Genomic DNA, 21,225 nt, shown 5'->3' with positions numbered 1-21,225 from the left:
GGAACGGCGCTGATGCTATTTTGGAACTCTCGCCCCTGTCAATCGCCTCGGTGCGGCGGGACGGCCGGCATCGTGCGCCGCTTGCGAGCGCGACAAGAAAAAGGGGGCCAGTGGCCCCCCAGTCTCGCCGTCCAGGCTCTTGCATTGACCGCTCGGTAGTGTTCTCGCCTGCGGCCTGAACGTCGTCGGGGCCGGGCGCACCCGCCCCTTGGCCCTCAGCTACACCCGCTCGTCGCGCCGCAGGTGTTGCACTTCATGCAGGTGCCGTTGCGCACCAGCGTGTAGTTGCCGCAGTCGCCGCAGGCCTCGCCCTCGTAGCCCTGCATCCGCGCCTTGGCGGCGGCGTCCATCGTGGCGGTGGCCGTCATCGTGGCCGAGCTCGACACCGTCAGGCTGGCCGAGGCGCTTTCCGGCATGACTGCCTGCATGGGGGCGGCGGGATCCTGCGGCATCCGCGCGGTGGCGGGCGTGCCGCCGCCGTTGAGCACCACCAGTTCCTGGGGCAGGCGCTTGCGCAGGTAACCCGTCGAGCTGATCTGCTTGAGCACCTCCAGCGAGCGGCTCGCCGCGTCCTCGGAGATCTCGCGGATGTTCGACACCCCCTCTTCCTCGCCGCGACCCAGCGCGTCGAAGGTCGCGCCCTCGGGCTTGACGTGGGCGAGATCCGTGCGGTCGAGGTAGCTCACCGCCAGCTCGCGGAAGATGTAGTCGAGGATCGAGGTGGCGTTCTTGATCGAGTCGTTGCCCTGCACCAGCCCCGCGGGCTCGAACTTGGTGAAGGTGAAGGCGTCCACGAACTCCTCCAGCGGCACGCCGTACTGCAGGCCGACCGAGACCGCGATGGCGAAGTTGTTCATCATCGCCCGGAAGCCCGCGCCTTCCTTGTGCATGTCGATGAAGATCTCGCCGAGCTTGCCGTCCTCGTACTCGCCGGTGCGCAGATAGACCTTGTGGCCGCCCACGATGGCCTTCTGCGTGTAGCCCTTGCGGCGCTCGGGCAGCTTGCTGCGCGCGGCGCGGGCCACCTCCTTGACGACGATCTTCTCGACCACCTTCTCGGCCAGAACCTGCGCCTTCTCCTGCTGGCTGCCGGTCTCCAGCACCTCGGCGGCGTCCTCGTCGTCCTCGACGAGCGCGGAGGCCAGCGGCTGGCTGAGCTTCGAGCCGTCGCGGTAGAGCGCGTTGGCCTTGCAGCCCAGCGACCAGGAGAGCTCGTAGGCGCGCTGGCAGTCCTCGATGGTGGCGTCGTTGGGCATGTTGATCGTCTTGGAGATCGCGCCCGAGATGAAGCTCTGCGCCGCGGCCATCATGCGGATGTGGCTGTCCACGCTCAGGAAGCGCTTCCCCTTCTTGCCGCAGGGGTTGGCGCAGTCGAAGACGGGCAGATGCTCGTCCTTGAGATAGGGCGCGCCTTCCAGCGTCATGGTCCCGCAGACGTGGTCGTTCGCCGCCTCGATCTCGGCCCGGGTGAAGCCCAGATGCCGCAGCAGGTCGAAGCCGGGGTCGTTGAGCTTCTCGGCCGGAATGCCGAGGCGCTCGCGGCAGAACTCTTCGCCCAGCGTCCACTGGTTGAAGACGAAGCGGATGTCGAAGGCCTGCCCCAGCGCCCCTTCGACGCGCTCCAGCGCCGCGGCGTCGAAGCCCTTGTCGCGCAGCGTGGCCGGGTTGATCGCCGGCGCCTGCGCGATCGAGCCGTGGCCCACGGCATAGGCGACCATCTCCTCGATCTGGGCGCTGGTATATCCCAGCTTTTCCAGAGCCGCGGGAACGCTTTGGTTGATGATCTTGAAGTAGCCGCCGCCCGCGAGCTTCTTGAATTTCACCAGCGCGAAATCGGGCTCGATCCCGGTGGTGTCGCAGTCCATGACGAGGCCGATGGTCCCGGTGGGCGCGATCACCGTGGCCTGCGCGTTACGGTAGCCGTGCGCCTCGCCCAGCCGCAGCGCCTCGTCCCAGGCGGCCATCGACAGCTCCACGAGTCGCGCGTCGGGGCAGTTCAGGTGGTCGAGCGGCACGGGTTTCACCGCGAGATCCTCGTAACCGTGGCCGTTGCCATGCGCGGCGTTGCGGTGGTTGCGGATCACCCGCAGCATGTGTTCGCGGTTGCGCGCGTAGCCGGGAAACGGCCCGAGCTCGCCCGCGATCTCGGCCGAGGTGGCATAGGCCACGCCGGTCATGATCGCCGTGAGCGCCCCGCAGAGCGCGCGGCCTTCCTCGGAGTCGTAGCCGTAGCCCAGGTTCATCAGCAGGCCGCCGATGTTGGCGTAGCCCAGGCCCAGCGTGCGGAAGTCGTAGGACAGCTGCGCGATCTCCTTCGAGGGGAACTGCGCCATGAGCACGCTGATCTCGAGCGTGAGCGTCCACAGACGCACCGCGTGCATGTAGTCCTCGGCCTGAAACGCGCCGTCCTTGAGGAAGGTGAGCAGGTTGAGCGAGGCGAGATTGCAGGCCGTGTCGTCGAGGAACATGTACTCCGAGCACGGGTTCGAGCCGCGGATCGGGCCGTCCTCGGGGCAGGTGTGCCAGGCGTTCACCGTGTCGTGGAACTGGATGCCCGGATCGGCGCAGGCCCAGGCGGCGTGGCCGATCTGCTCCCAGAGCTCGCGCGCCTTCACGGTCTTGGCCACCGAGCCGTCGGTGCGGCGGTAGAGCTCCCAGTCGGCGTCGTCGCGCACCGCCTGAAGGAAGGCGTCGGTCACGCGCACCGAGTTGTTGGAGTTCTGCCCCGAGACGCTGGCGTAAGCCTCGCTGTCCCAGTCGGTGTCGTAGGTGGGGAACTCGATCGAGGTGAAGCCCTGCCGCGCGTAGTCGAGCACGCGCTTGACGTAGGTCTCGGGGATACGGTCGCGCTTGGCTGCGCGGATGGCGGTCTTGAGCTGCGGGTTCTTCGCCGGGTCGGCCGCGTCCTCGGCCGCGCCGTCCCAGGCGCCGATGGCGGCGAAGATGTCGTTGAGCCGCGCTTCATGCGCCTTCGAGCCGGCGACGAGGCTCGCCACCTTCTGCTCCTCGACCACCTTCCAGTTGATGAAGTCCTCGATGTCGGGGTGATCCACGTCGCAGATCACCATCTTCGCCGCGCGGCGCGTGGTGCCGCCGGACTTGATCGCGCCCGCGGCACGGTCGCCGATCTTGAGAAAGCCCATGAGTCCCGACGACTTGCCACCGCCCGAGAGCGGCTCGCCCTCGCCGCGCAGCTGGCTGAAATTCGTGCCGGTGCCGGAGCCGTACTTGAACAGCCGCGCCTCGCGCACCCAGAGGTCCATGATGCCGCCGTCGTTCACCAGGTCGTCGGCGACGGACTGGATGAAGCAGGCGTGCGGCTGCGGATGCTCGTAGGCCGAGGTCGCCTTGGTGAGCTTGCCGGTCTTGTAGTCCACGTAGTAGTGGCCCTGGCTCGGCCCGTCGATGCCGTAGGCCCAGTGCAGGCCGGTGTTGAACCACTGCGGGCTGTTGGGCGCGGCGCGCTGCGTGGCCAGCATGTGGCGCATCTCGTCGTAGTAGGCGCGCGCGTCCTCCTCGGTGGAGAAGTAGCCGCCCTTCCAGCCCCAGTAGGTCCAGGCGCCGGCCAGCCGGTCGAAGACCTGGCGCGCCGATGTCTCGCCGCCGAAGCCGTCGTTGTCGTCGGCCGGCACGGAGCGCCAGAGGAATTCGGGCACGCCCTTCTCGCGCACGCGCTTGATGCGGTTCGGCACGCCCGCCTTGCGGAAATACTTCTGCGCGATGACGTCCGAGGCGACCTGGCTCCAGCGCGCCGGCACCTCGACCTCGTCGAGGCGGAAGACGACCGTGCCGTCGGGGTTGCGGATTTCGGAGCTCGTGGTGACGAACTCGACGCCTTCGTAGGCGTCCCGTCCTGCCTCGGTGAACCTTCTTTCGATGCGCATGTCGCAGCCCTGCCTTTTCGTTCCGGCGGACGCAGCATCTCCGTCACGGTGCGCGTGACCGTGCCGGGCCCCTCGCCGGGCCGGGCGCTGCTTTGTCCGATGTCTCTGTCCCGCGGCGCCTTGGGCTACATCTAGTGGCCATCCGCGCCGCCCACACAACCTGACGTATCCGACACAAGATCGTCAACGCCATTTTAACGGCCCGGGAGCGCTTTTTTCGCTTGACGCGCCGGACGGCCGGGCCGCCCGATTCCACAGGCGGAGGACGTCGCGTCAGCGCAGCGGGAAAAGATGCAGTTTCACCGCATCTTGGGCCGCACGGCTGCGAAACGGCATCAACCGCGGCGGCGCAGCCAGGGGTGCGGCCCTTCGGTCACAGGAGGGGCGTGGTCGGGGCGGCGAGATTCGAACTCACGACCTTCTGTACCCAAAACAGACGCGCTACCAGGCTGCGCTACGCCCCGACGCCTTCCCTCTACATATCGCTGACGCCGAAGGGAAGCCTCAGCAGGGCCAGGCGGCCCCCGCCCCGAGAGAAGGATGCCGCAACTCGGTGCCCGGCCCGATTCCCATCGTCCGCGCCATGCCGCCGTTGACCTCGAGCACGAAGCGGATCGCGTCGCCGCCGGGGATCGGCGTGAGATCGCCGGGCTGGGCGTTCTCGTGGACCCGCCGCACCACGCCGCGGGCGTCGGCAAAGATCATGTCCAGCGGAATGAGGGTGTTCTTCATCCAGAAGGAGACGCGTTGCGGCCGCTCGTAGACGAAGAGCATGCCCTCGAAGCGGCCCATCTCCTCGACGAACATCAGGCCCTGCGCGCGTTCGTCGGGCGTGTCGGCCACGGCGACGCGGAAGCGCGCCTCGCCCCAGTCGCCGCGCAGCCAGACGGCATCCGCGCTGCACGCCGCCGCGACACCCGCCGCCGGCCAGAGCGCCAGCGCGAGCGCCGCCGCGACGATACGGCGTGTCAGTCGCACTCGACCAGCGCGGCTTCCCACGCGCAGACCTCGGTGGCCATGCGGCCCCGCTTGCCCTCGATCACGCGCATCGCCAGCGCCTCTCCGGGCTGCAGATCGGCCAGTCCGGCGCGGCGCAGCACCTCGATGTGCACGAAGACATCTTCGCCGCGGCCGAAGACGTTGGCGAAGCCGAAGCCCTTGATCTTGTCGAACCACTTGACGCGCGCGGGCTCCAGCGGCGCGCTGCGGATCACCTCCGGGTCGAGCTCGGCGAAATCCGCCAGCGGCGGCGTCTCGGGCACGTCAGGCGGCGCGACCGAGAGCACCGCGGCCGCCTGCAGGCCGCGCTCCGTCTCCTGCACGACGATCTCGATCCGCGCTCCGTCGACGACCGAGCTCTGCCCGAAGTTCCTCAGAACGTTTGCGTGCAGAAGAATGTCCGGTCCGCCCTCTTCGGACACGACGAACCCGAACCCCTTGCCCGGATCGAACCACTTGACGCGCCCCGCCACGCGGCGCGCGTCGGACCTGATATCCGACACGACGTCATCCCCTTGCTCATCCCCGCATCTAGTCATGGAGGCAATGCCGGTCGCTCGCAAGCGCAAAATAACCAGCGATTCCGGGCGATTCGCGCGTGCCTGCGGGAGGCTGCGCAGGGCTGTGGTCAGGGACTCAGGCGCGCCACGCGCCACGCCTCTTCCGGCGAGGTCCGGCGCCAGACGAAGCGGTCGTGCAGGCGAAACGCGCCGTCCGCCCAGAACTCGATCTCGACAGGCGTGATGCGGAAGCCGCCCCAGAACGGCGGGCGCGGCGGGTTTGTGCCGTGCCGCGCGGTGACGCGCGCGACCTCGGCCATCAGCGCCGACCGGCTCTCCAGCGGCTGCGACTGGCGCGAGGCCCAGGCCCCCAGCCGACTCTTGAGCGAGCGGGAGGCGAAATACTCGTCCGCCTTCGGTCCGTCCTCCCGCTCGGTCACACCCCGCACCCGGATCTGGCGGCGCAGCGACTTCCAGTGCATCACGAAGGCCGCCTTGCCGCCCGCCTCGATCTCGCGCGCCTTGGCGCTCTCGTAATTGGTATAGAAGACGAAGGCGCCGTCCTCGATCTCCTTGAGCAGCACCATGCGCACGTTGGGCAATCCCGCCTCGTCCACGGTGGCGAGCGCGATGGCGTTGGGGTCGTTGGGCTCGCTCGCCTCCGCCTCGGCGAGCCAGGCCCGGGCGATGGCGAAGGGGTCGTCGCCTGCGAAGATACCGCTGCGGTCCGTCATCTGCGTTCCTTTCCTCGAGCGCCCCGCCGGGCCGGGCCGGTCGCCCTTGATGCCCAAAATGCAATCTTCTAAAGGACGCCCATTGCGGAAATCGGTCGGAGACCCCCCATGTCAAATTCCCTACTTGCCGGCAAGCGCGGGCTGATCATGGGGCTGGCCAACGACAAGTCGATCGCCTGGGGCGTCGCGCGGGCCTGCGCCGAGGCGGGGGCGGAGCTCGCGTTCTCCTACCAGGGCGAGGCGCTCAAGAAGCGCGTGGGGCCGCTGGCGGGTCAGCTCGGCAGCGACGTGGTGATCGAATGCGACGTGGCCGACGAGGCCTCGATCGACGGGCTTTTCGCCGAACTGCGCGAACGCTGGGGGCGGCTCGACTTTCTCGTGCACGCCATCGGATTCTCCGACAAGAACGAGCTGCGCGGCCGCTACGTGGACACCACGCGCGCCAATTTCGCGACCTCCATGGACATATCCGTCTACTCCTTCACCGCGGTGGTGCAGCGCGCGGAGAAGATGATGGGCCCCGGCGGCGCCTGCCTGACGCTGACCTACTACGGCGCCGAGAAGGTGATGCCGCACTACAACGTGATGGGGGTGGCCAAGGCGGCGCTCGAGGCCTCGGTGCGCTACCTTGCCGAGGATCTCGGCAAGGACGGCATCCGCGTCAACGCGATCAGCGCCGGCCCGATCAAGACGCTCGCGGCCTCCGGCATCGGCGATTTCCGCTACATCATGAAGTGGAACGAATACAACTCGCCGCTGCGGCGCAATGTGACCATCGACGACGTGGGCCGGTCCGCGCTCTATCTGGTCTCCGACCTGGGCTCCGGCGTGACGGGCGAGACGCATCACGTCGATGCGGGCTATCATGTGGTGGGCATGAAGGCGGTGGACGCGCCCGACATCACCAAGGGCTGAGACGCGGGGGAGAGAGGCGATGAAGGACCGGCTGCCGCACGAGAAGGGGTTCCACGTCAGCTGGGACCAGCTCCACCGCGACGCGCGCGCGCTCGCCTGGCGGCTGGACGGGCACGGGCCCGACAATGGCGGCTGGCGCATGGTGGTGGCGATCACCCGCGGCGGCATGGCGCCCGCGATGATCGTCTCGCGCGAGCTCGACATCCGCACCGTCGATACGATCAGCGTCAAGAGCTACAACCACCAGACGCGCGCCGAGCCGCAGATCATCAAGGCACCCAACATGGACCTCGTGGGCGACGGGACGGGCGTGCTGATCGTCGACGATCTGGTGGACACGGGCCGCACCCTGGAGGTGGTGCGCGCGACGATGCCCAGGGCGCATGTCGCCACCGTCTACGCCAAGCCGATGGGACGCGGGCAGGTCGATACCTTCATCACCGAAGTGAGCCAGGACACCTGGATCTTCTTCCCCTGGGACATGGCGCTGCAATATGTCGAGCCCTACCGCGGCACGGACTGAGATGCGGCGCGCTCGGCGGTCCCTCCGGTCCCTTCTCGCGAAGCGCGCCCGCACGGGCGCGATGAGCGGCGCATGACGACCCGCGCCGAAGCCACCTTCCGCCCGCCCGTGATGGAGGCGCGGCGCTGGCTCGACGCCGCCGCGCCGCCCGCGGGCCTGCCGCTTCTGAACGTCAGCCAGGCCGCGCCGGTCGATCCGCCGCCCGCGGCCCTGCGCGACGAGATGGCGCGGCTCGTCACCGAGGTGCCGGAGGTGCATCTCTACGGGCCCGTCCTTGGCCTGCCCGAGCTGCGCGGCGAGATCGCTGAGCGGTGGAGCGCGGCCTACGGCGGCGCGGTCGCCGCGAGCCAGGTCGCCGTCACCGCAGGCTGCAACCAGGCCTTCTGCGCCGCCATCGCCGCGCTGACCGGCGAAGGCGATCAGGTCATCCTGCCGACGCCCTGGTACTTCAACCACAAGATGTGGCTCGACATGAGCGGGGTCGAGGCCGTTCCGCTGTCCTGCGACGACGAGCTCCTGCCCGACCCGGAGCGCGCCGCGGCCCTCGTCACGCCGCGCACCCGCGCCATCGTTCTGGTGACGCCCAACAACCCCGGCGGGGTCGAGTATCCGGCCGACGTCGTGGCGGCCTTCTACCATCTGGCGCAGGAACGTGGGCTCACGCTCATCCTCGACGAGACCTACCGCGACTTCGACGCGCGGCCCGGCCCGCCGCACGGGCTGTTCGGCGACCCGGACTGGCCGCGCCACCTGGTGCATCTCTATTCCTTCTCCAAGGCCTTCCGCCTGACCGGGCACCGCACCGGCGCGATGATCGCGGCCGAGGGCACGCTGGCCCAAGCGGAGAAGTTCCTCGACACCGTGGCGATCTGCGCGCCGCAGCTGGGCCAGCACGCAGCGCTCTGGGGGCTGCGCAACCTCTCGCAATGGCTCGCAGGCGAGCGGGCCGAGATCCTCGACCGGCGCGCGGCCATCGAGGAGGGCGCCGGGCCGCTCGCGCGGGCCGGATGGCGGCTGACGGGCGTGGGCGCCTACTTCGCCTATTTCGAGCATCCCTTCGCGATGCCCTCCGACACGCTGGCCCGCCGCATGGTGGGGGACATCGGCGTCCTCGCCCTTCCGGGCACCATGTTCATGCCGGAGGCGGACGAGACCGGCGCGCGCCACCTGCGCGTGGCCTACGCCAACGTCGACCGGGACGGCATCGCGGAGCTCTACCGCCGTCTCGCCACGCTTGCCTACCCGCTTGCCGAGACGCCGCCGCGCGGCTAGGTAGCCGGAAGCGGACAGGGAGGCGACATGGCGGCGCGCAGCGGGACATCGCGGATCTTCGTCTGGATACTTCTGGGTCTGCTCATCATCGGACTCGCCGGCTTCGGCGCCACCAATCTCACCGGCACGGTCCGCACCGTGGGCGAGGTCGGCGACGAGCCGATCGAGGCGCAGGCCTATGCGCGCGCCCTGCAGAACGAGCTGCGCGCGCTCACCCGGCAGCGCGGCTCCGCCGTCACCTTCCAGGAGGCGCGCGAGGCCGGCGTGGACCAGCAGGTTCTGGGTCGTCTGATCGTGCAGGCCGCGCTCGATCACGAGGCGGACCGCCTCGGCCTTTCGGTGGGCGACGCGGTGCTCGCCGAACAGATCGCCGAGATCCAGGCCTTCCAGGGCCCCGACGGCAATTTCGACCGCGAGGCCTATCGCTTCGCGCTGGAGAACGCGGGGCTGACCGAGGCCGAGTTCGAGGAAGACCTCCGCGACGAGACCGCGCGCAGCATCCTTCAGAGCGCGATCCGCGCCGCCACCCCCGCGCCCGAAGGCTATGTCTCGACCCTGATCGGCTTTCTCGCCGAGCGGCGCAGTTTCACCTGGGCGCGGCTGGGGCCCGGCGCGCTCGACGCGCCGGTGCCGGCGCCCGACGAGGCGCAGCTTCGCAGCTTCTACGAGGAGAACACCGACCGCTTCATGCGGCCCGAGCGCAAGAGCATCACCTACGCCTGGCTCACCCCCGAGATGATCCTCGACACCGTCGAGGTGGACGAGGCGGCGCTGCGCGACCTCTACGAGCGCCGCGCGGCCCAGTATCGCCAGCCCGAGCGGCGGCTGGTGGAGCGCCTGGCCTATCCGGACGAGGCCGCGGCCCGTGCCGCGCGCGAGGCGATCGAGGCGGGCGAGACGAGCTTCGAGGCGGAGGTCGAGGCGCGCGGCCTGTCGCTTTCGGACGTGGATCTGGGCGACGTCACGCGGCGCGACCTCGGCGAGGCGTCCGAGCGCGTCTTCGCCGCGGAGACGGGCGCGGTCGTGGGCCCCCTGCCCTCGTCGCTCGGCCCCGCGCTCTTCCGCATCAACGGCGCGCTCGCCGCGCAGGAGACGAGCTTCGAGGAGGCGCGGCCGGAGCTGCGCGAGGAACTGGCGGCCGACCGCGCGCGCCGCGTGCTCGCCAATCAGGCCGAGAGCTTCGACGACATGCTGGCCGGCGGCGCCACGCTGGAGGAACTCGCGGACGAAACCGAGATGCGCCTTGGCTCGATCGACTGGCACTCGGGCATGTCCGAGGGCATCGCCGCCTACCCCGCCTTCCGCGAGGCGGCCGCGGCGGTGACGCAGGACGACTACCCCGAGATCGTCGGTCTCGAGGACGGCGGGCTCTTCGCGTTGCGGCTCGACGCGGTGACGCCTCCCGCGCCCGCGCCCTTCGAGGAGGTCGCGGGCGAGGCGACGCTGCTGTGGGAGCAGCAGGAGATCCGCGCGCGGCTCAGCGAGCAGGCCGAAGAACTCGCGCAATCGCTGCGCGAGGGGCGCGACTTCGCCGGCGTGGGACTCGAGGGCGCGACGGAGGTCGAGGGCGTGACCCGCGGCGGCCAGGTGCAGGGTCTGCCGGGCGGTTTCTCCGAGACCGTCTTCGACATGGAGCCGGGCGAGGTGCGCCTCGTGCCCGACGGCGCGGCCGTCATCCTCGTGCGGCTCGACGAGATCGCCGCGCCCGACCCCGACGCCGGGGACATCGCCGCGCTGCGCGAGCAGGTCGCGGCGCAGGCGGGCAGCAGCCTCGCCGGCGATCTGCTGGAATACTACGCGCGCGACGTGCAGATGCGCGCGGGGATCACCCTGGATCAGGCCGCGATCAACGCGGTGCACGCGAGCTTCCAGTAGGCGGATGGCGCTCACGCCCGATTTCGAGGCCTTCGCCGAAGGCTACAGGGCGGGCCGCAACCAGCTCGTGTCGGCCCGGCTCGCCGCAGATCTCGACACGCCGGTGTCGCTGATGCTGAAGCTCGCCGGCGCCCAGCCGATGAGCTTCCTGCTCGAGTCCGTCACCGGCGGCGAGATCCGCGGGCGCTATTCGATCATCGGGATGAAGCCCGACCTCGTCTGGCGCTGCCGCGACGGGAGGGCCGAGATCAACCGCCATGCCCGCTTCGACGCCGAGGCCTTCGAGCCCGACCCGCGTCCGGCGCTCGAGTCGCTGCGAGCGACGATCGCCGAGAGCCGGATCGATCTGCCCGAGGACATGCCGCAGGCCGCGGCGGGGCTTTTCGGCTATCTCGGATACGACATGGTCCGCCTGGTCGAGCGGCTGCCCGACGCGCCCCCCGACCCCATGGGACTGCCCGATGCGCTGCTGTCGCGGCCGTCGGTGCTGGCCGTGCTCGACGGGGTCAAGGGCGAGGTCACGGTGGTCGCCCCTGCCTGGGTGCAGGAGGGCGTCCCGGCGCGGGCCGCCTACGCGCAGGCGGCCGAGCGCGTGATGGACGCGGTGCGCGATCTCGACCGCGCCCTGCCGGCCGCGGGCCGCGAGATGGGCGAGCCCCTGCCGCTGGCCGCGCCGGTGTCGAATTTCGCGCGCGCGGACTATCTCGCGGCGGTCGAGCGGGCGAAGGCCTATATCCGCGCCGGGGACATCTTTCAGGTGGTGCCCTCGCAGCGCTGGACGCAGGACTTCCCGCTGCCGCCCTTCGCGCTCTACCGCGCCCTGCGCCGCACGAACCCGTCGCCCTTCATGTTCTATTTCGACATGGGCGGCTTTCACGTCGTGGGCGCGAGCCCGGAGATCCTCGTGCGGGCCTTCGGCGGCGAGATCACGATCCGCCCCGTCGCCGGCACGCGTCCCCGCGGCGCGACGCCGGAGGAGGACCGCGCGCTCGAGGCCGATCTGCTCGCCGATCCGAAGGAGCGGGCCGAGCACCTGATGCTGCTCGATCTCGGGCGCAACGACGTGGGCCGCGTGGCGCGGATCGGCACCGTGCGCCCGACCGAGACCTTCACCGTCGAGCGCTACAGCCACGTCATGCATATTGTCTCGAACGTCACCGGCCAGCTGGCCGAGGGCGAGGATGCGCTCTCGGCCCTGCTCGCGGGTCTGCCGGCCGGCACCGTCTCGGGCGCGCCCAAGGTGCGGGCGATGGAGATCATCGACGAGCTCGAGCCGGAGAAGCGCGGCGTCTACGCGGGCGGCGTCGGCTACTTCAGCGCCGGCGGCGACATGGACATGTGCATCGCGCTGCGCACGGCGGTGGTCAAGGACGGCAAGCTCTACATCCAGGCGGGCGGCGGGGTCGTCCACGACTCCGATCCCGAGGCCGAGTGGCAGGAAACCGTAAACAAGAGCCAGGCCATCCGCCGCGCGGCCGAGGAGGCCGCGCGGTTCGCCGGCAAGGGCGAGGGCAACTGACCGTCCGGCCGGTGCACTCCCTCCCGGATCACTCCGACTCGTGGCCTGTCAGCAGGACCGCCGAGGCAGGCGCGAGCGCAAGGCCGGCGTCGCGGTCGCCGACGCCCCAGGAGACGAGCACGGGAAGCACCTCGGCCCGCAGCGGCGCCGTCACCAACGCGGCTCCCTCACTCCGGGCGCGCAGGCTGGCCTGTTCCAGCGCTCTCTGCATCGCGCCGGCATCCTCGCCTGCGCCGCCGAGGCTGCGGAACAGCGTGGCGGCCGGAACCTCTGCGCGCTCGGCCAGCGCGAGGCCGGTGTTGAGCCCCTGTGCATGCAGCACCAGACCTCGGCCGCTTTCGGCGAGGATCCCGGCCACCTGTTCGGCCAGCGCGCGGTCCTGCTGAAGCGCGCCGGGGCGGCCCTCGAGGACCGCCACGGTTTCGGGCAGCACGTCGAACCAGACGCCGCTCGCCACCTCGGCGTCCTGCGGCGCGGCCCCCTCCGGCAGATCGGCCAAGGCCAGCACCTCGATTCCCTTCGCGCGGTAGGCCGCCATCGCCTCCGCTGCGTCGGGGCGGGCCGGATCGAGCGCGACGCTGACCGGGAAGGGAAAGCCGGCGAGCGCCTCGGCGCCGAACTCCAGCGTCCCGTCGTCCACCAGCACGATCGCCAGGCGCGGGCTGTCGGGGGGCAGATCGACCTCGGCCGCGTAGCGACGGATCGGCGGCAAGGAGTCGGCCGGCGCCGCGGCGGCCTCTTCCTCGGGCGGCGCGCCGGCGCCGACGGCGGGCAAGCGGTTCGTGCGGATCTCCGGGGCGAGCTGCGACAGATCCCCCGGCGCGCGGCCGACGGCGACGCGCTCGCTCGTGTCGCCCGCGTCCGGCTGCGAAGGCTCGGGCGAAGGCTGCGGCGCGGACTCGTCGGGTGCCTGCGGCGCCGACGGCGCGGCGGCGCTCTCGGGCGCGGTCGCGGATGCGCGGTCCTGCGTCGACGCATCGGGGCGTGGCGCGGCCGTGGCGGCGTCCGGGGCGGTTTCGGTGTCAGGCGCGGCGACTCCTGCCGGTTCGTCAGGCGCGCGGACGACGGGCGCATCGTCCCCGCCGGGGGCCGCGGGCGCTCCTTCGGTCTCCGCCGGCGTCTCGAGCGCCGCCATCTCTTCCGAGCTGCCGGCCTCCGGCCGCGTCGGAGCGTCGGACGAAGCAGGCGTATCCTCCGTCGCCGGCGCCGCGGGTCCGGGCGCGGCTGCCGGCGGCTCGGCGGCGGCCGGTGCCTCGCCCAGCGCCACCTCCGCCGAACCGCCGGGCGTTTCGGGCGCCTGCATGCCCGTCTCGGCCGTACGCGCGTCTGGTGCGGCGGCGGCGCGGCGCGCCTCATCTTCGAGCGCCGCCGGCGCATCCGCATCGGGCGCCTCGGCGCGGGACGCCGCACCCCGGGGGTTTTCCGCCGCGGGTGCGTCGCCGAGCGTCACGCCCGACGCGGGCGGCGCCGCGCCCGGGTCGGACATCGTGACCTCCGGCGCCACCGGCGCAGGCACCTCCGCCGCGCGCCGGGCGCCCTCTTCGAGCGCGGCGGGCTGATCGGGGACGGGTCGCGTCGCGCGGGGCGCCTGTGCAGGCGCCTCGGGCGGCGGCAGCGCGCCGGGAAGCTGCGCGGGGCGATCCTCGCGCTCGGCGTTGAAGCGCGACCCCGCCGGTGCGGCGAGATCGGTTTCGGCCGCGCCCGGACCATCGGCCGCCGTCGCCGCGGTATCGGTCCCCGGCGCGTCATCGTCGGCCTGCGGGGCGGCCTCGCCATCGGCCGCCTCGGCCGCCTCGTCGGGCGTCGTGGCGTCCTCCGCCTCCGCCACCGCCCCGGGCGGCTGGTTTCGCTCCGGCGGCGGCCCGGCGAGATAGGCCAGAACGCCCGCGCCGATCGCGAAGACCGCCGCGCCCCAAATGAATCCCGAGAGTGCCCCGCGTGCCAATGGCCCCGTCCTTCCTGCCAGTCCTGCCTCTCTCCCGGCCCCTGCCCAGGGCCGCGGCCTGCCCCCCTTGACGGTCTCGCGCAAGCCTGAGCATGTATAGCGCGACCGGGGCGCGCCCCTCCACCCCTTCGTGCCGACGGCCCGCGGATGCTGCTGCTCATCGACAACTACGACAGCTTCACATGGAATCTCGTCCACGCCCTGGGCGATCAGGGCGCGGAGGTCGTGGTGCGCCGCAACGACGCGCTGAGCGTGGCGGAGGCGCTGGCGCTCGGCCCGTCCGGCATCGTGCTCTCGCCCGGTCCCTGCGACCCCGACCGCGCGGGCATCTGCCTCGACCTCACGCGCGCGGCGGCCGAAGCGGGGCTGCCGCTCCTGGGCGTCTGCCTCGGCCATCAGACGATCGGGCAGGCCTTTGGCGGGCGGGTCGTCCCCGCGCCGCGGATCATGCACGGCAAGACCGACCGGGTCTCGCACGACGGCACAGGGCTCTTCGCCGGCCTGCCGTCGCCGCTCACGGCCACCCGCTATCATTCGCTCGTCGTCGCGCGGGAAGGGCTGCCCGGCTCGCTGCGCGTCACCGCCGAGACCGGGGACGGCGCGATCATGGGGCTCGCGCACCGCAGGCTGCCGGTGCACGGCGTGCAGTTCCATCCCGAATCCATCGCCTCAGAGCATGGCGCGCGGCTGCTCAGCGGCTTCCTCGCCCTCACCCGCGAAGCCGCATGACCGAGAGCCTCAAGCCGCTCATCGGGCTCGCCGCCGAACGCCCGCTGACCGTGGCCGAGGCGGAATCGGCCTTTCGCTGCCTCTTCGAAGGCGAGGCGACGCCGGCGCAGATGGGCGGGTTCCTGATGGCGCTGCGCACGCGCGGCGAGACGGTGGACGAATACGCCGCGGCCGCAGCCGTCATGCGTGCGAAATGCCAGAAGGTCTCCGCGCCGCCCGGCGCCATGGACATCGTCGGCACCGGCGGCGACGGCAAGGGCACGCTCAACATCTCGACCGCGGCGGCCTTCGTCGTGGCCGGCGCCGGCGTGCCCGTGGCCAAGCACGGCAACCGCAATCTCAGCTCGAAATCCGGCGCCGCCGACGCGCTCTCGGAGATGGGCGTCAATGTCATGGTCCACGCGCCGGTGGTCGAGCGGGCGCTCGCGGAGGCGGGCATCGGCTTCATGATGGCGCCCATGCATCACCCCGCCATGGCGCATGTCGGCCCCGTGCGGGCCGAACTGGGCACCCGCACGATCTTCAACATCCTCGGGCCGCTCACCAACCCCGCCGGCGTCGCGCGCCAGCTCACCGGCGCCTTTTCGGCGGCGCTGCTGCGCCCGATGGCGGAGACGCTGAAGCGGCTGGGCAGCGAGCGCGCCTGGCTCGTCCACGGCGCCGACGGCACCGACGAGATCTCGATCGCGGGTCCGACCCGCATCGTGAGCCTTGACGAGGATGGCACCATCGCCGAACGCGACATTCATCCCGAGGAGTTCGGCCTGCCCCCGCACCCGTTCGAGTCGATCCTGGGCGGCACGCCGGCCGCCAATGCGCGCGCCTTTCGCGGCCTCCTCGAGGGGGAGCCTTCGGCCTATCGGGACGCGGTGCTGCTCAACGCCGCCGCCGGGCTGATCGTGGCCGGGCGCGCGGCGGACCCGGCCGAAGGTGTCGCGATGGCGGCCGAAAGCCTCGACAGCGGCGCGGCGCGCGGCAAGGTCGAGGCGCTCGCCCGGATCACGAAGGAAAGCGCATGACCGAAACCGTTCTCGACCGTATCACCGCCTACAAGCTCGAGGAGATCGCGGCCTGCAAGGCCGCCAAGCCGATCGAGGAGGTGGAGGACGAGGCGCGCGCCGCGCCGGAGGTCCGCCCCTTCGCCGAGACCCTCCTGCAGGCCTCCAAGACGGGCTACGGGCTGATCGCCGAAATCAAGCGCGCCTCGCCGTCGAAGGGGCTGATCCGCGACCCATTCGATCCCGTCGCGCTGGCCGAGGCCTACGAGGCGGGCGGCGCGGCCTGCCTGTCGGTGCTGACCGACGCGCCGAGCTTCCAGGGGCAGAAGTCGGACCTGACCGACGCGCGCGCCGCCTGCAGCTTGCCCGTGCTGCGCAAGGATTTCCTCTACGACCCCTACCAGGTGGCCGAGGCGCGCGCGCTCGGGGCCGACTGCATTCTCATCATCATGGCCGCCGTCTCCGACGCACAGGCCGCGGAACTGGAGGCCGCGGCGCGGGACTGGGGGATGGACGCGCTCATAGAGGTGCACGATCGCGCGGATATCGACCGCGCCGCGAAGCTGTCGTCGCGGCTCGTGGGGATCAACAACCGCGATCTCCGGACATTCGAGACCACGCTCGACGTGACCCGCCGGCTCATCAAGCATGTGCCAGCCGATCGCATCATCGTCTCCGAGAGCGGCCTTTCGACGCCGGAGGATCTGGCCGAACTCGCGCGCTACGGCGCACGCTGTTTCCTGATCGGGGAAAGCCTGATGCGCCACGAGGACGTGACGGAGGCGACGAAGGCGCTGCTCGCCCGGCCGCTGCGGCCGGCCGGGATCTGAGGCGCGTCATGCCCGAACTGACCCATTTCGACGACGAGGGCGCGGCCCGCATGGTGGATGTCTCGGACAAGCCCGAGACGGCGCGCATAGCGCGCGCCGAGGCCTGGGTGCGGATGCAGCCCGAAACCCTGGCGCTGGTCGAGGAAGGCCGCGCCAGGAAGGGCGACGTCGGCGGCGTGGCCCGGCTCGCCGGGATCATGGGGGCCAAGCGCACCGCCGATCTCATCCCGCTGTGCCATCCGCTGCCGCTGTCCTCGGTGACGCTGGACGTCGTGCCCGACCGCGAGCTGCCCGGGCTGCGCCTGACCGCCACCGCGAAGACCACCGGGCGCACGGGCGTCGAGATGGAGGCGCTGACCGCCGCCTCGGTCGCCGCGCTTACGGTCTACGACATGCTCAAGGCCGCCGATCGCGGCATGGAGATCGGCGGGCTGCGCGTGATTCTCAAGGACGGCGGCAAGTCGGGCCGCTACGAGGCGGAATGATCTCCGTCGCCGAGGCGCTGGAGCGGCTCTTCGCGCTCGTCGAGCCGCTGGAGGCCGAGCAGGTGCCTCTGCGCGAAGCGGCGGGCCGCGTGCTGGCGGCCGATGCCGTGGCCTCGCGGAATCAGCCCCCCTTCTCCGCCTCGGCGATGGACGGCTATGCCGTTCGTGCCGCCGAGGTCACCCCCGGCGCGCGCTTTCGCGTGATCGGCGAGGCGCCCGCGGGCCGGCGCTTCGCGGGCCGCGTCGGCCCGGGCGAAGCCGTGCGGATCTTCACCGGCGCGCCGATGCCGCACGGCGCCGACCGCGTCGTGATCCAGGAGGACACCACGCGCGAGGGCGAGGCGGTCATCATCACCGGCACGCCCGGCCCGGGGCCCCATGTGCGCCCGGCCGGCGCCGATTTCCATGCAGGCGACAGGCTGGCGGCGCCGCGGCGGCTCTCGGCGGCCGATGTCGCGCTCATCGCGGCGATGAACCTGCCCGAGGTTCAGGTCGCCCGCCGGCCCGGCGTCGCCATTCTTTCCACCGGCGACGAGCTGGTGATGCCGGGCGAGGATCCCGGCGAGGATCAGATCGTCGCCTCCAACGCCTTCGGTCTCAAGGCGCTGCTCGAGGCCGAGGGCGCCGAGGCGCGGCTTCTGCCCGTCGCGCGCGACACTGACGAGTCGCTGCGCGCGGGCTTCGAGCTCGCCGCCGATGCGGACCTGATCCTGACCGTCGGCGGCGCCTCCGTGGGCGATCACGATCTCGTCGCGCCGGTGGCGCAGGCCCTGGGGATGGACACCGCCTTCTACAAGGTCGCGATGCGGCCCGGAAAGCCGCTCATGGCCGGCCGGCTGGGCGCGGCGGCGATGATCGGCCTGCCGGGCAACCCCGTCTCGGCCATCGTCTGCGGCACGGTCTTCGTGGCGCCGGTGATCCGCAAGATGCTGGGGCTCGGCGCCGCGCCCGCGCCGCGCCGGCGGGCGGCGCTCGCCCGCGGCGTGGCGCGCAACGGCCCGCGCGAGCACTACATGCGCGCGCGTCTCACGCCCCATGGCCTCGATCCCTTCGACAGTCAGGACAGCGCGCTTCTGTCGCTGCTCGCCGAGGCCGACGCCCTGCTCATTCGACCGCCCGAAGACGGCCCGCGGGAGGCCGGCGAGCCCGTCGACTACATCCCGCTGCCCCGCCCCTGAGCGCAAGGGGCTGTGGATAAGCTTGACACAAAACGGGAACATGCGTAGAACATGCCGCAACACGCGGTATGGGAGTGGGCTGAATGCTGACCCGCAAGCAACTGGATCTTCTGCGCTTCATCAACGACCGCGTCGAGCGCGACGGCGTTCCGCCAAGCTTCGACGAGATGAAGGAGGCGCTGGATCTGCGATCGAAGTCGGGCATCCACCGGCTGATCACGGCGCTGGAGGAGCGCGGCTTCATCCGCCGGCTCGCGCACCGGGCGCGGGCGATCGAGATCGTGAAGCTGCCCGAGAGCCTCACGCAGAAGCCCAAGGGCGGTCTGCGCGTGATCGAGGGCGATCGCGGCGCCGCACCTGCGCACGGCCGCCCCCTGCCCGCCCGCGCCGAGCCCGCGGGCGACGGCGCGGTGACGGAGCTTCCGCTTCTGGGCCGGATCGCGGCCGGCGCGCCCATCGAGGCCATCGCCGACGAGACCCCGCAGGTCGCCGTGCCCGGCGCGATGCTCGCCGCCCAGGGCCGGCACTTCGCGCTGGAGGTCAAGGGTGACTCGATGATCGAGGCCGGGATCAACGACGGCGACATCGTCGTAATTCGCGAAGCGTCCGACGCGCAGAACGGCGACATCGTGGTGGCCCAGGTCGAGGGCTACGAAGCCACGCTCAAGCGCTTCAAGCGCAAGGGCGACATGATCCTGCTCGAGGCCGCGAACCCGGCTTACGAGACGCGGGTGCTGCCGCGCGGCAGCGTCAAGGTGCAGGGCCGCCTGGTGGGCCTGATCCGGATGTACTGAACGCCAGCGCGGCGAGCCGCTGCGGCACGTCGGCCGCGCCCGCCGGGCTCCACAGCCGCCGCCCCTCCTCGATCGTCGCGCTCTCGATCCGGATGCCGGCGTCCGTCGCGTAGAGCGCCAGGCTGCCCGCCCCGCGCATCCGCGCGCCGTCGAGCAGAAGGCAGGGCTGCGGCGGCCCGTCGAAGACCTCGGTCAGCACCACGATCTCCCCCGGCGCGCAGCCGTCGAAGCGCGCGGCGCCGCGCTTGCCCCAGAGATGACGCACCCGCAGCGCGCCCTCCGCGGGCCAGCGCGCGGCGGCCTCCGCACGCGCCGCGCCGTCGCCGTCGTTCTCCAGCCAGACCCCGGCGGCGAATCCCGCGCCGCGCGGCTTGCTCAGCGCGCGCCCCTCCTCGGTCATCACGCCGACGAGCGCGCCGCCCGCCGCGATCAGCACCGGCGGGCGCTCCGTCGCCGCCCAGAGCAGCAGCGCCGCCGCGACCGGCGCCGTCCCGGCCCACCGGCCGCGTCCCTGCCAGAGCATGACGAAGAGCCCTCCGAGCGCCAGGAGAGGCAGGACCGTGGGCGGCGGCGCCGGGATCGGCCGGACCGCCCCGGCGAGATCGGAGGTCCAGTGCGCCACGCCCAGGATCCAGTCGAGCCCCAGCCCCATCACGGCGAGCGGCCATTGCTCCAGCCCCAGCGGCATGAGCATCGCCGCGACCACGCCGGAGGGGATGACCAGCGTGCCCATGAGGGGCACCGAAGCGAGATTGGCGATCAGCCCGTAATGCGCGAACTGGTTGAAATGCGCGGCCGCCACGGGCGCGGTCGCAAGGCCTGCCACGGCGGAGGAGACGACCACCGCCGCCACCGGCCGCGCCCAGCGGGGCAATTCCGGAACGCGCCCCGTCCGGAGTGCGCCGAAGACCGCCACCAGCGCCGTCGTCGCCGCGAAGGACATCTGGAAGCCCGGACCCAGCAACGACTCGGGTTGCCAGACGAGGATGATCATCGCCGCGAGCGCCACAGCCCGCAGCGAGAACGGCCGCCGGTCGAGCATAACCGCGAAGAGCGCCACCGCCGCCATGACGAAGGCGCGCTCCGTGGCCACGTTGCCGCCCGACAGCGCCAGATAGCCCGCGGCCGCGACCAGCGCGCCGCCCGCCGCGAGCTTTTTCGCCGGCAGCCGGGCGCCGATGCGCGGCAGCATGACCAGCCCCAGGCGCAGCACGGCGAAGACGAAGCCCGCGAGCAATCCCATGTGCAGGCCCGAGATCGCCAGGAGATGGGCGAGATTGGCGTGCCGCAGCGCCTCCAGATCCGCAAGGCCGAGCCCCGAGCGGTCGCCCGAGAGGATGGCGGCGGCGAAGGCCCCCGCCTCGCCCGGCAGCGCCGCCTGCACCCGCGCCGACAGCCCCATGCGGGCGCGCGTCACGACGAGGTCCGTGGGCACCGGCGGGGCGAGCAGCAAAACCGGGGTGCGCGCATACCCTACCGCGCCCAGCCCCTGAAACCAGGCATGGCGGCGGAAATCGAAGCCGCCGGGCTCGACCGGCCCCTGCGGCGGCGAGAGCCAGGCGGTCAGAATGACCCGCGCGCCCGCCGGCGGAACGTCCGCGCCGGCCTCGCCGTGCAGCGAGATCCGCACCCGCGACGGCAGGCGCTCCGGGTCCGTCCGCGCCAGCACGACCCGGTCCAGCGTCAGCCGCGTCGCGTCGGAGGCGGAGCGGTCGATCCCGACGACGCGGCCCTCCACCGGACCGTAGTAGCGAAAGTCGAGCACCGGCGCAGCGACCGCATGCGCGCGAAGCGCGGCGATCACGACGCCGGCGGCCACGAGCGCGGGCAACCACAACAGCGGCGCCCAAAGCGGGCCGAGGCGCACGGCCATGGCCCCCGCGGCGACCGAAGCGACCCCCGCGCCGATCAGCACCCATGGCGGCGGCTCGACCGGCAGGCCGAAGTAGAGTCCGATGCCGCAGGCCAGCGCCACGGGCGCCCAGGGAAAGAGATTGCCCTGCTGCCCGAGCAGCCAACGCCCCAGCGCGCCGCCGTCCCCCATC

At 71.8% G+C, this 21,225-nt stretch carries 17 protein-coding genes and 1 tRNA gene; 11 read left to right on the top strand and 7 right to left on the bottom strand.

Annotation, left to right across the window (positions count from 1 at the left end; translation table 11 throughout):
- Window positions 1-215: 215 nt before the first annotated feature.
- The 5 genes from DRV85_RS10100 to pdxH form a co-directional block, all read right to left on the bottom strand.
- The gene (locus tag DRV85_RS10100) at window positions 216-3,884 is read right to left on the bottom strand and encodes a vitamin B12-dependent ribonucleotide reductase (protein ID WP_113289335.1); all 3,669 of its coding nucleotides are present in this window, start codon (window positions 3,882-3,884) and stop codon (window positions 216-218) included.
- Between the two features lie 387 nt (window positions 3,885-4,271).
- A tRNA-Pro gene (locus DRV85_RS10095) sits at window positions 4,272-4,348 on the bottom strand.
- Between the two features lie 40 nt (window positions 4,349-4,388).
- Window positions 4,389-4,856, bottom strand: coding sequence for a DUF192 domain-containing protein (locus DRV85_RS10090; RefSeq protein WP_420820916.1), 468 nt, complete (start codon window positions 4,854-4,856; stop codon window positions 4,389-4,391).
- Entirely contained in the window at window positions 4,853-5,386 is a 534-nt protein-coding gene (locus tag DRV85_RS10085) for a cold-shock protein (RefSeq protein WP_233495464.1), read from the bottom strand. Before DRV85_RS10085 ends, DRV85_RS10090 begins: the two co-directional genes overlap by 4 nt.
- 125 nt (window positions 5,387-5,511) lie before the next feature.
- On the bottom strand, window positions 5,512-6,117 hold the full coding sequence (gene pdxH / locus DRV85_RS10080; protein WP_113289333.1) for a pyridoxamine 5'-phosphate oxidase: 606 nt from the start codon (window positions 6,115-6,117) through the stop codon (window positions 5,512-5,514).
- A gap of 108 nt (window positions 6,118-6,225) precedes the next feature.
- On the opposite strand from pdxH, the gene fabI reads away from it, so the two are divergent.
- From fabI to trpE, 5 genes are all read left to right on the top strand, one after another.
- On the top strand, window positions 6,226-7,032 hold the full coding sequence (gene fabI, locus DRV85_RS10075) for an enoyl-ACP reductase FabI (RefSeq protein WP_113289332.1): 807 nt from the start codon (window positions 6,226-6,228) through the stop codon (window positions 7,030-7,032).
- Window positions 7,033-7,051: 19 nt separating this feature from the next.
- Complete coding sequence (gene gpt, locus DRV85_RS10070) at window positions 7,052-7,555, top strand: xanthine phosphoribosyltransferase (RefSeq protein ID WP_113289331.1); 504 nt, start codon at window positions 7,052-7,054, stop codon at window positions 7,553-7,555.
- Between the two features lie 72 nt (window positions 7,556-7,627).
- Window positions 7,628-8,827 (top strand): aminotransferase, encoded by a 1,200-nt coding sequence (locus tag DRV85_RS10065; protein WP_113289330.1) that lies wholly within the window; start codon window positions 7,628-7,630, stop codon window positions 8,825-8,827.
- A gap of 27 nt (window positions 8,828-8,854) precedes the next feature.
- The gene (locus DRV85_RS10060) at window positions 8,855-10,702 is read left to right on the top strand and encodes a peptidylprolyl isomerase (RefSeq protein WP_113289329.1); all 1,848 of its coding nucleotides are present in this window, start codon (window positions 8,855-8,857) and stop codon (window positions 10,700-10,702) included.
- A gap of 4 nt (window positions 10,703-10,706) precedes the next feature.
- Window positions 10,707-12,221: an anthranilate synthase component I gene (trpE, locus tag DRV85_RS10055; protein ID WP_113289328.1), complete on the top strand. Its 1,515-nt coding sequence runs from the start codon at window positions 10,707-10,709 to the stop codon at window positions 12,219-12,221.
- 28 nt (window positions 12,222-12,249) lie between these two features.
- On the opposite strand, the gene DRV85_RS10050 is transcribed toward trpE, so the two are convergent.
- Window positions 12,250-14,166: a divergent polysaccharide deacetylase family protein gene (locus tag DRV85_RS10050; RefSeq protein ID WP_113289327.1), complete on the bottom strand. Its 1,917-nt coding sequence runs from the start codon at window positions 14,164-14,166 to the stop codon at window positions 12,250-12,252.
- A gap of 147 nt (window positions 14,167-14,313) precedes the next feature.
- Here DRV85_RS10050 and DRV85_RS10045 point away from each other — a divergent pair, with 147 nt between their 5' ends.
- The 6 genes from DRV85_RS10045 to lexA all read left to right on the top strand — a co-directional run bounded on the left by DRV85_RS10045 (window position 14,314) and on the right by lexA (window position 19,180).
- Window positions 14,314-14,895, top strand: coding sequence for an anthranilate synthase component II (locus tag DRV85_RS10045; protein WP_113289326.1), 582 nt, complete (start codon window positions 14,314-14,316; stop codon window positions 14,893-14,895).
- A complete protein-coding gene (gene trpD / locus DRV85_RS10040) occupies window positions 14,892-15,914 on the top strand; it encodes an anthranilate phosphoribosyltransferase (protein ID WP_113289325.1) in 1,023 nt (340 codons plus the stop codon). Before DRV85_RS10045 ends, trpD begins: the two co-directional genes overlap by 4 nt.
- Window positions 15,911-16,723: an indole-3-glycerol phosphate synthase TrpC gene (gene trpC / locus DRV85_RS10035; RefSeq protein ID WP_113289324.1), complete on the top strand. Its 813-nt coding sequence runs from the start codon at window positions 15,911-15,913 to the stop codon at window positions 16,721-16,723. Before trpD ends, trpC begins: the two co-directional genes overlap by 4 nt.
- Window positions 16,724-16,731: 8 nt before the next feature.
- The gene (moaC, locus tag DRV85_RS10030; protein WP_113289323.1) at window positions 16,732-17,208 is read left to right on the top strand and encodes a cyclic pyranopterin monophosphate synthase MoaC; all 477 of its coding nucleotides are present in this window, start codon (window positions 16,732-16,734) and stop codon (window positions 17,206-17,208) included.
- Entirely contained in the window at window positions 17,205-18,386 is a 1,182-nt protein-coding gene (locus tag DRV85_RS10025; protein WP_113289322.1) for a molybdopterin molybdotransferase MoeA, read from the top strand. The genes moaC and DRV85_RS10025 overlap by 4 nt, the downstream gene beginning before the upstream one ends.
- Window positions 18,387-18,469: 83 nt before the next feature.
- A complete protein-coding gene (lexA, locus tag DRV85_RS10020; protein WP_113289321.1) occupies window positions 18,470-19,180 on the top strand; it encodes a transcriptional repressor LexA in 711 nt (236 codons plus the stop codon).
- On the opposite strand, the gene DRV85_RS10015 is transcribed toward lexA, so the two are convergent.
- Complete coding sequence (locus DRV85_RS10015; RefSeq protein ID WP_113289320.1) at window positions 19,137-21,224, bottom strand: ComEC/Rec2 family competence protein; 2,088 nt, start codon at window positions 21,222-21,224, stop codon at window positions 19,137-19,139. The genes lexA and DRV85_RS10015 overlap by 44 nt on opposite strands.
- Window position 21,225: the final 1 nt, after the last annotated feature.

This window comes from Rhodosalinus halophilus, from assembly GCF_003298775.1.
In the GTDB taxonomy this organism is placed as follows: Bacteria; Pseudomonadota; Alphaproteobacteria; order Rhodobacterales; family Rhodobacteraceae; genus Rhodosalinus; species Rhodosalinus halophilus.
This window is presented reverse-complemented; position numbering and strand designations above follow the sequence as displayed.

What these genes read in the sequence shown, in the direction of transcription:
- DRV85_RS10045 (WP_113289326.1), top strand. Translation starts at nt 14,314, where the DNA reads ATGCTGCTGCTCATCGACAACTACGACAGCTTCACATGGAATCTCGTC.
- DRV85_RS10060 (WP_113289329.1), top strand. Translation starts at nt 8,855, where the DNA reads ATGGCGGCGCGCAGCGGGACATCGCGGATCTTCGTCTGGATACTTCTG.
- DRV85_RS10100 (WP_113289335.1), bottom strand. Translation starts at nt 3,884, where the DNA reads ATGCGCATCGAAAGAAGGTTCACCGAGGCAGGACGGGACGCCTACGAA.
- lexA (WP_113289321.1), top strand. Translation starts at nt 18,470, where the DNA reads ATGCTGACCCGCAAGCAACTGGATCTTCTGCGCTTCATCAACGACCGC.
- gpt (WP_113289331.1), top strand. Translation starts at nt 7,052, where the DNA reads ATGAAGGACCGGCTGCCGCACGAGAAGGGGTTCCACGTCAGCTGGGAC.
- DRV85_RS10015 (WP_113289320.1), bottom strand. Translation starts at nt 21,224, where the DNA reads ATGGGGGACGGCGGCGCGCTGGGGCGTTGGCTGCTCGGGCAGCAGGGC.
- pdxH (WP_113289333.1), bottom strand. Translation starts at nt 6,117, where the DNA reads ATGACGGACCGCAGCGGTATCTTCGCAGGCGACGACCCCTTCGCCATC.
- trpE (WP_113289328.1), top strand. Translation starts at nt 10,707, where the DNA reads ATGGCGCTCACGCCCGATTTCGAGGCCTTCGCCGAAGGCTACAGGGCG.
- fabI (WP_113289332.1), top strand. Translation starts at nt 6,226, where the DNA reads ATGTCAAATTCCCTACTTGCCGGCAAGCGCGGGCTGATCATGGGGCTG.
- moaC (WP_113289323.1), top strand. Translation starts at nt 16,732, where the DNA reads ATGCCCGAACTGACCCATTTCGACGACGAGGGCGCGGCCCGCATGGTG.
- trpC (WP_113289324.1), top strand. Translation starts at nt 15,911, where the DNA reads ATGACCGAAACCGTTCTCGACCGTATCACCGCCTACAAGCTCGAGGAG.
- DRV85_RS10065 (WP_113289330.1), top strand. Translation starts at nt 7,628, where the DNA reads ATGACGACCCGCGCCGAAGCCACCTTCCGCCCGCCCGTGATGGAGGCG.
- trpD (WP_113289325.1), top strand. Translation starts at nt 14,892, where the DNA reads ATGACCGAGAGCCTCAAGCCGCTCATCGGGCTCGCCGCCGAACGCCCG.
- DRV85_RS10025 (WP_113289322.1), top strand. Translation starts at nt 17,205, where the DNA reads ATGATCTCCGTCGCCGAGGCGCTGGAGCGGCTCTTCGCGCTCGTCGAG.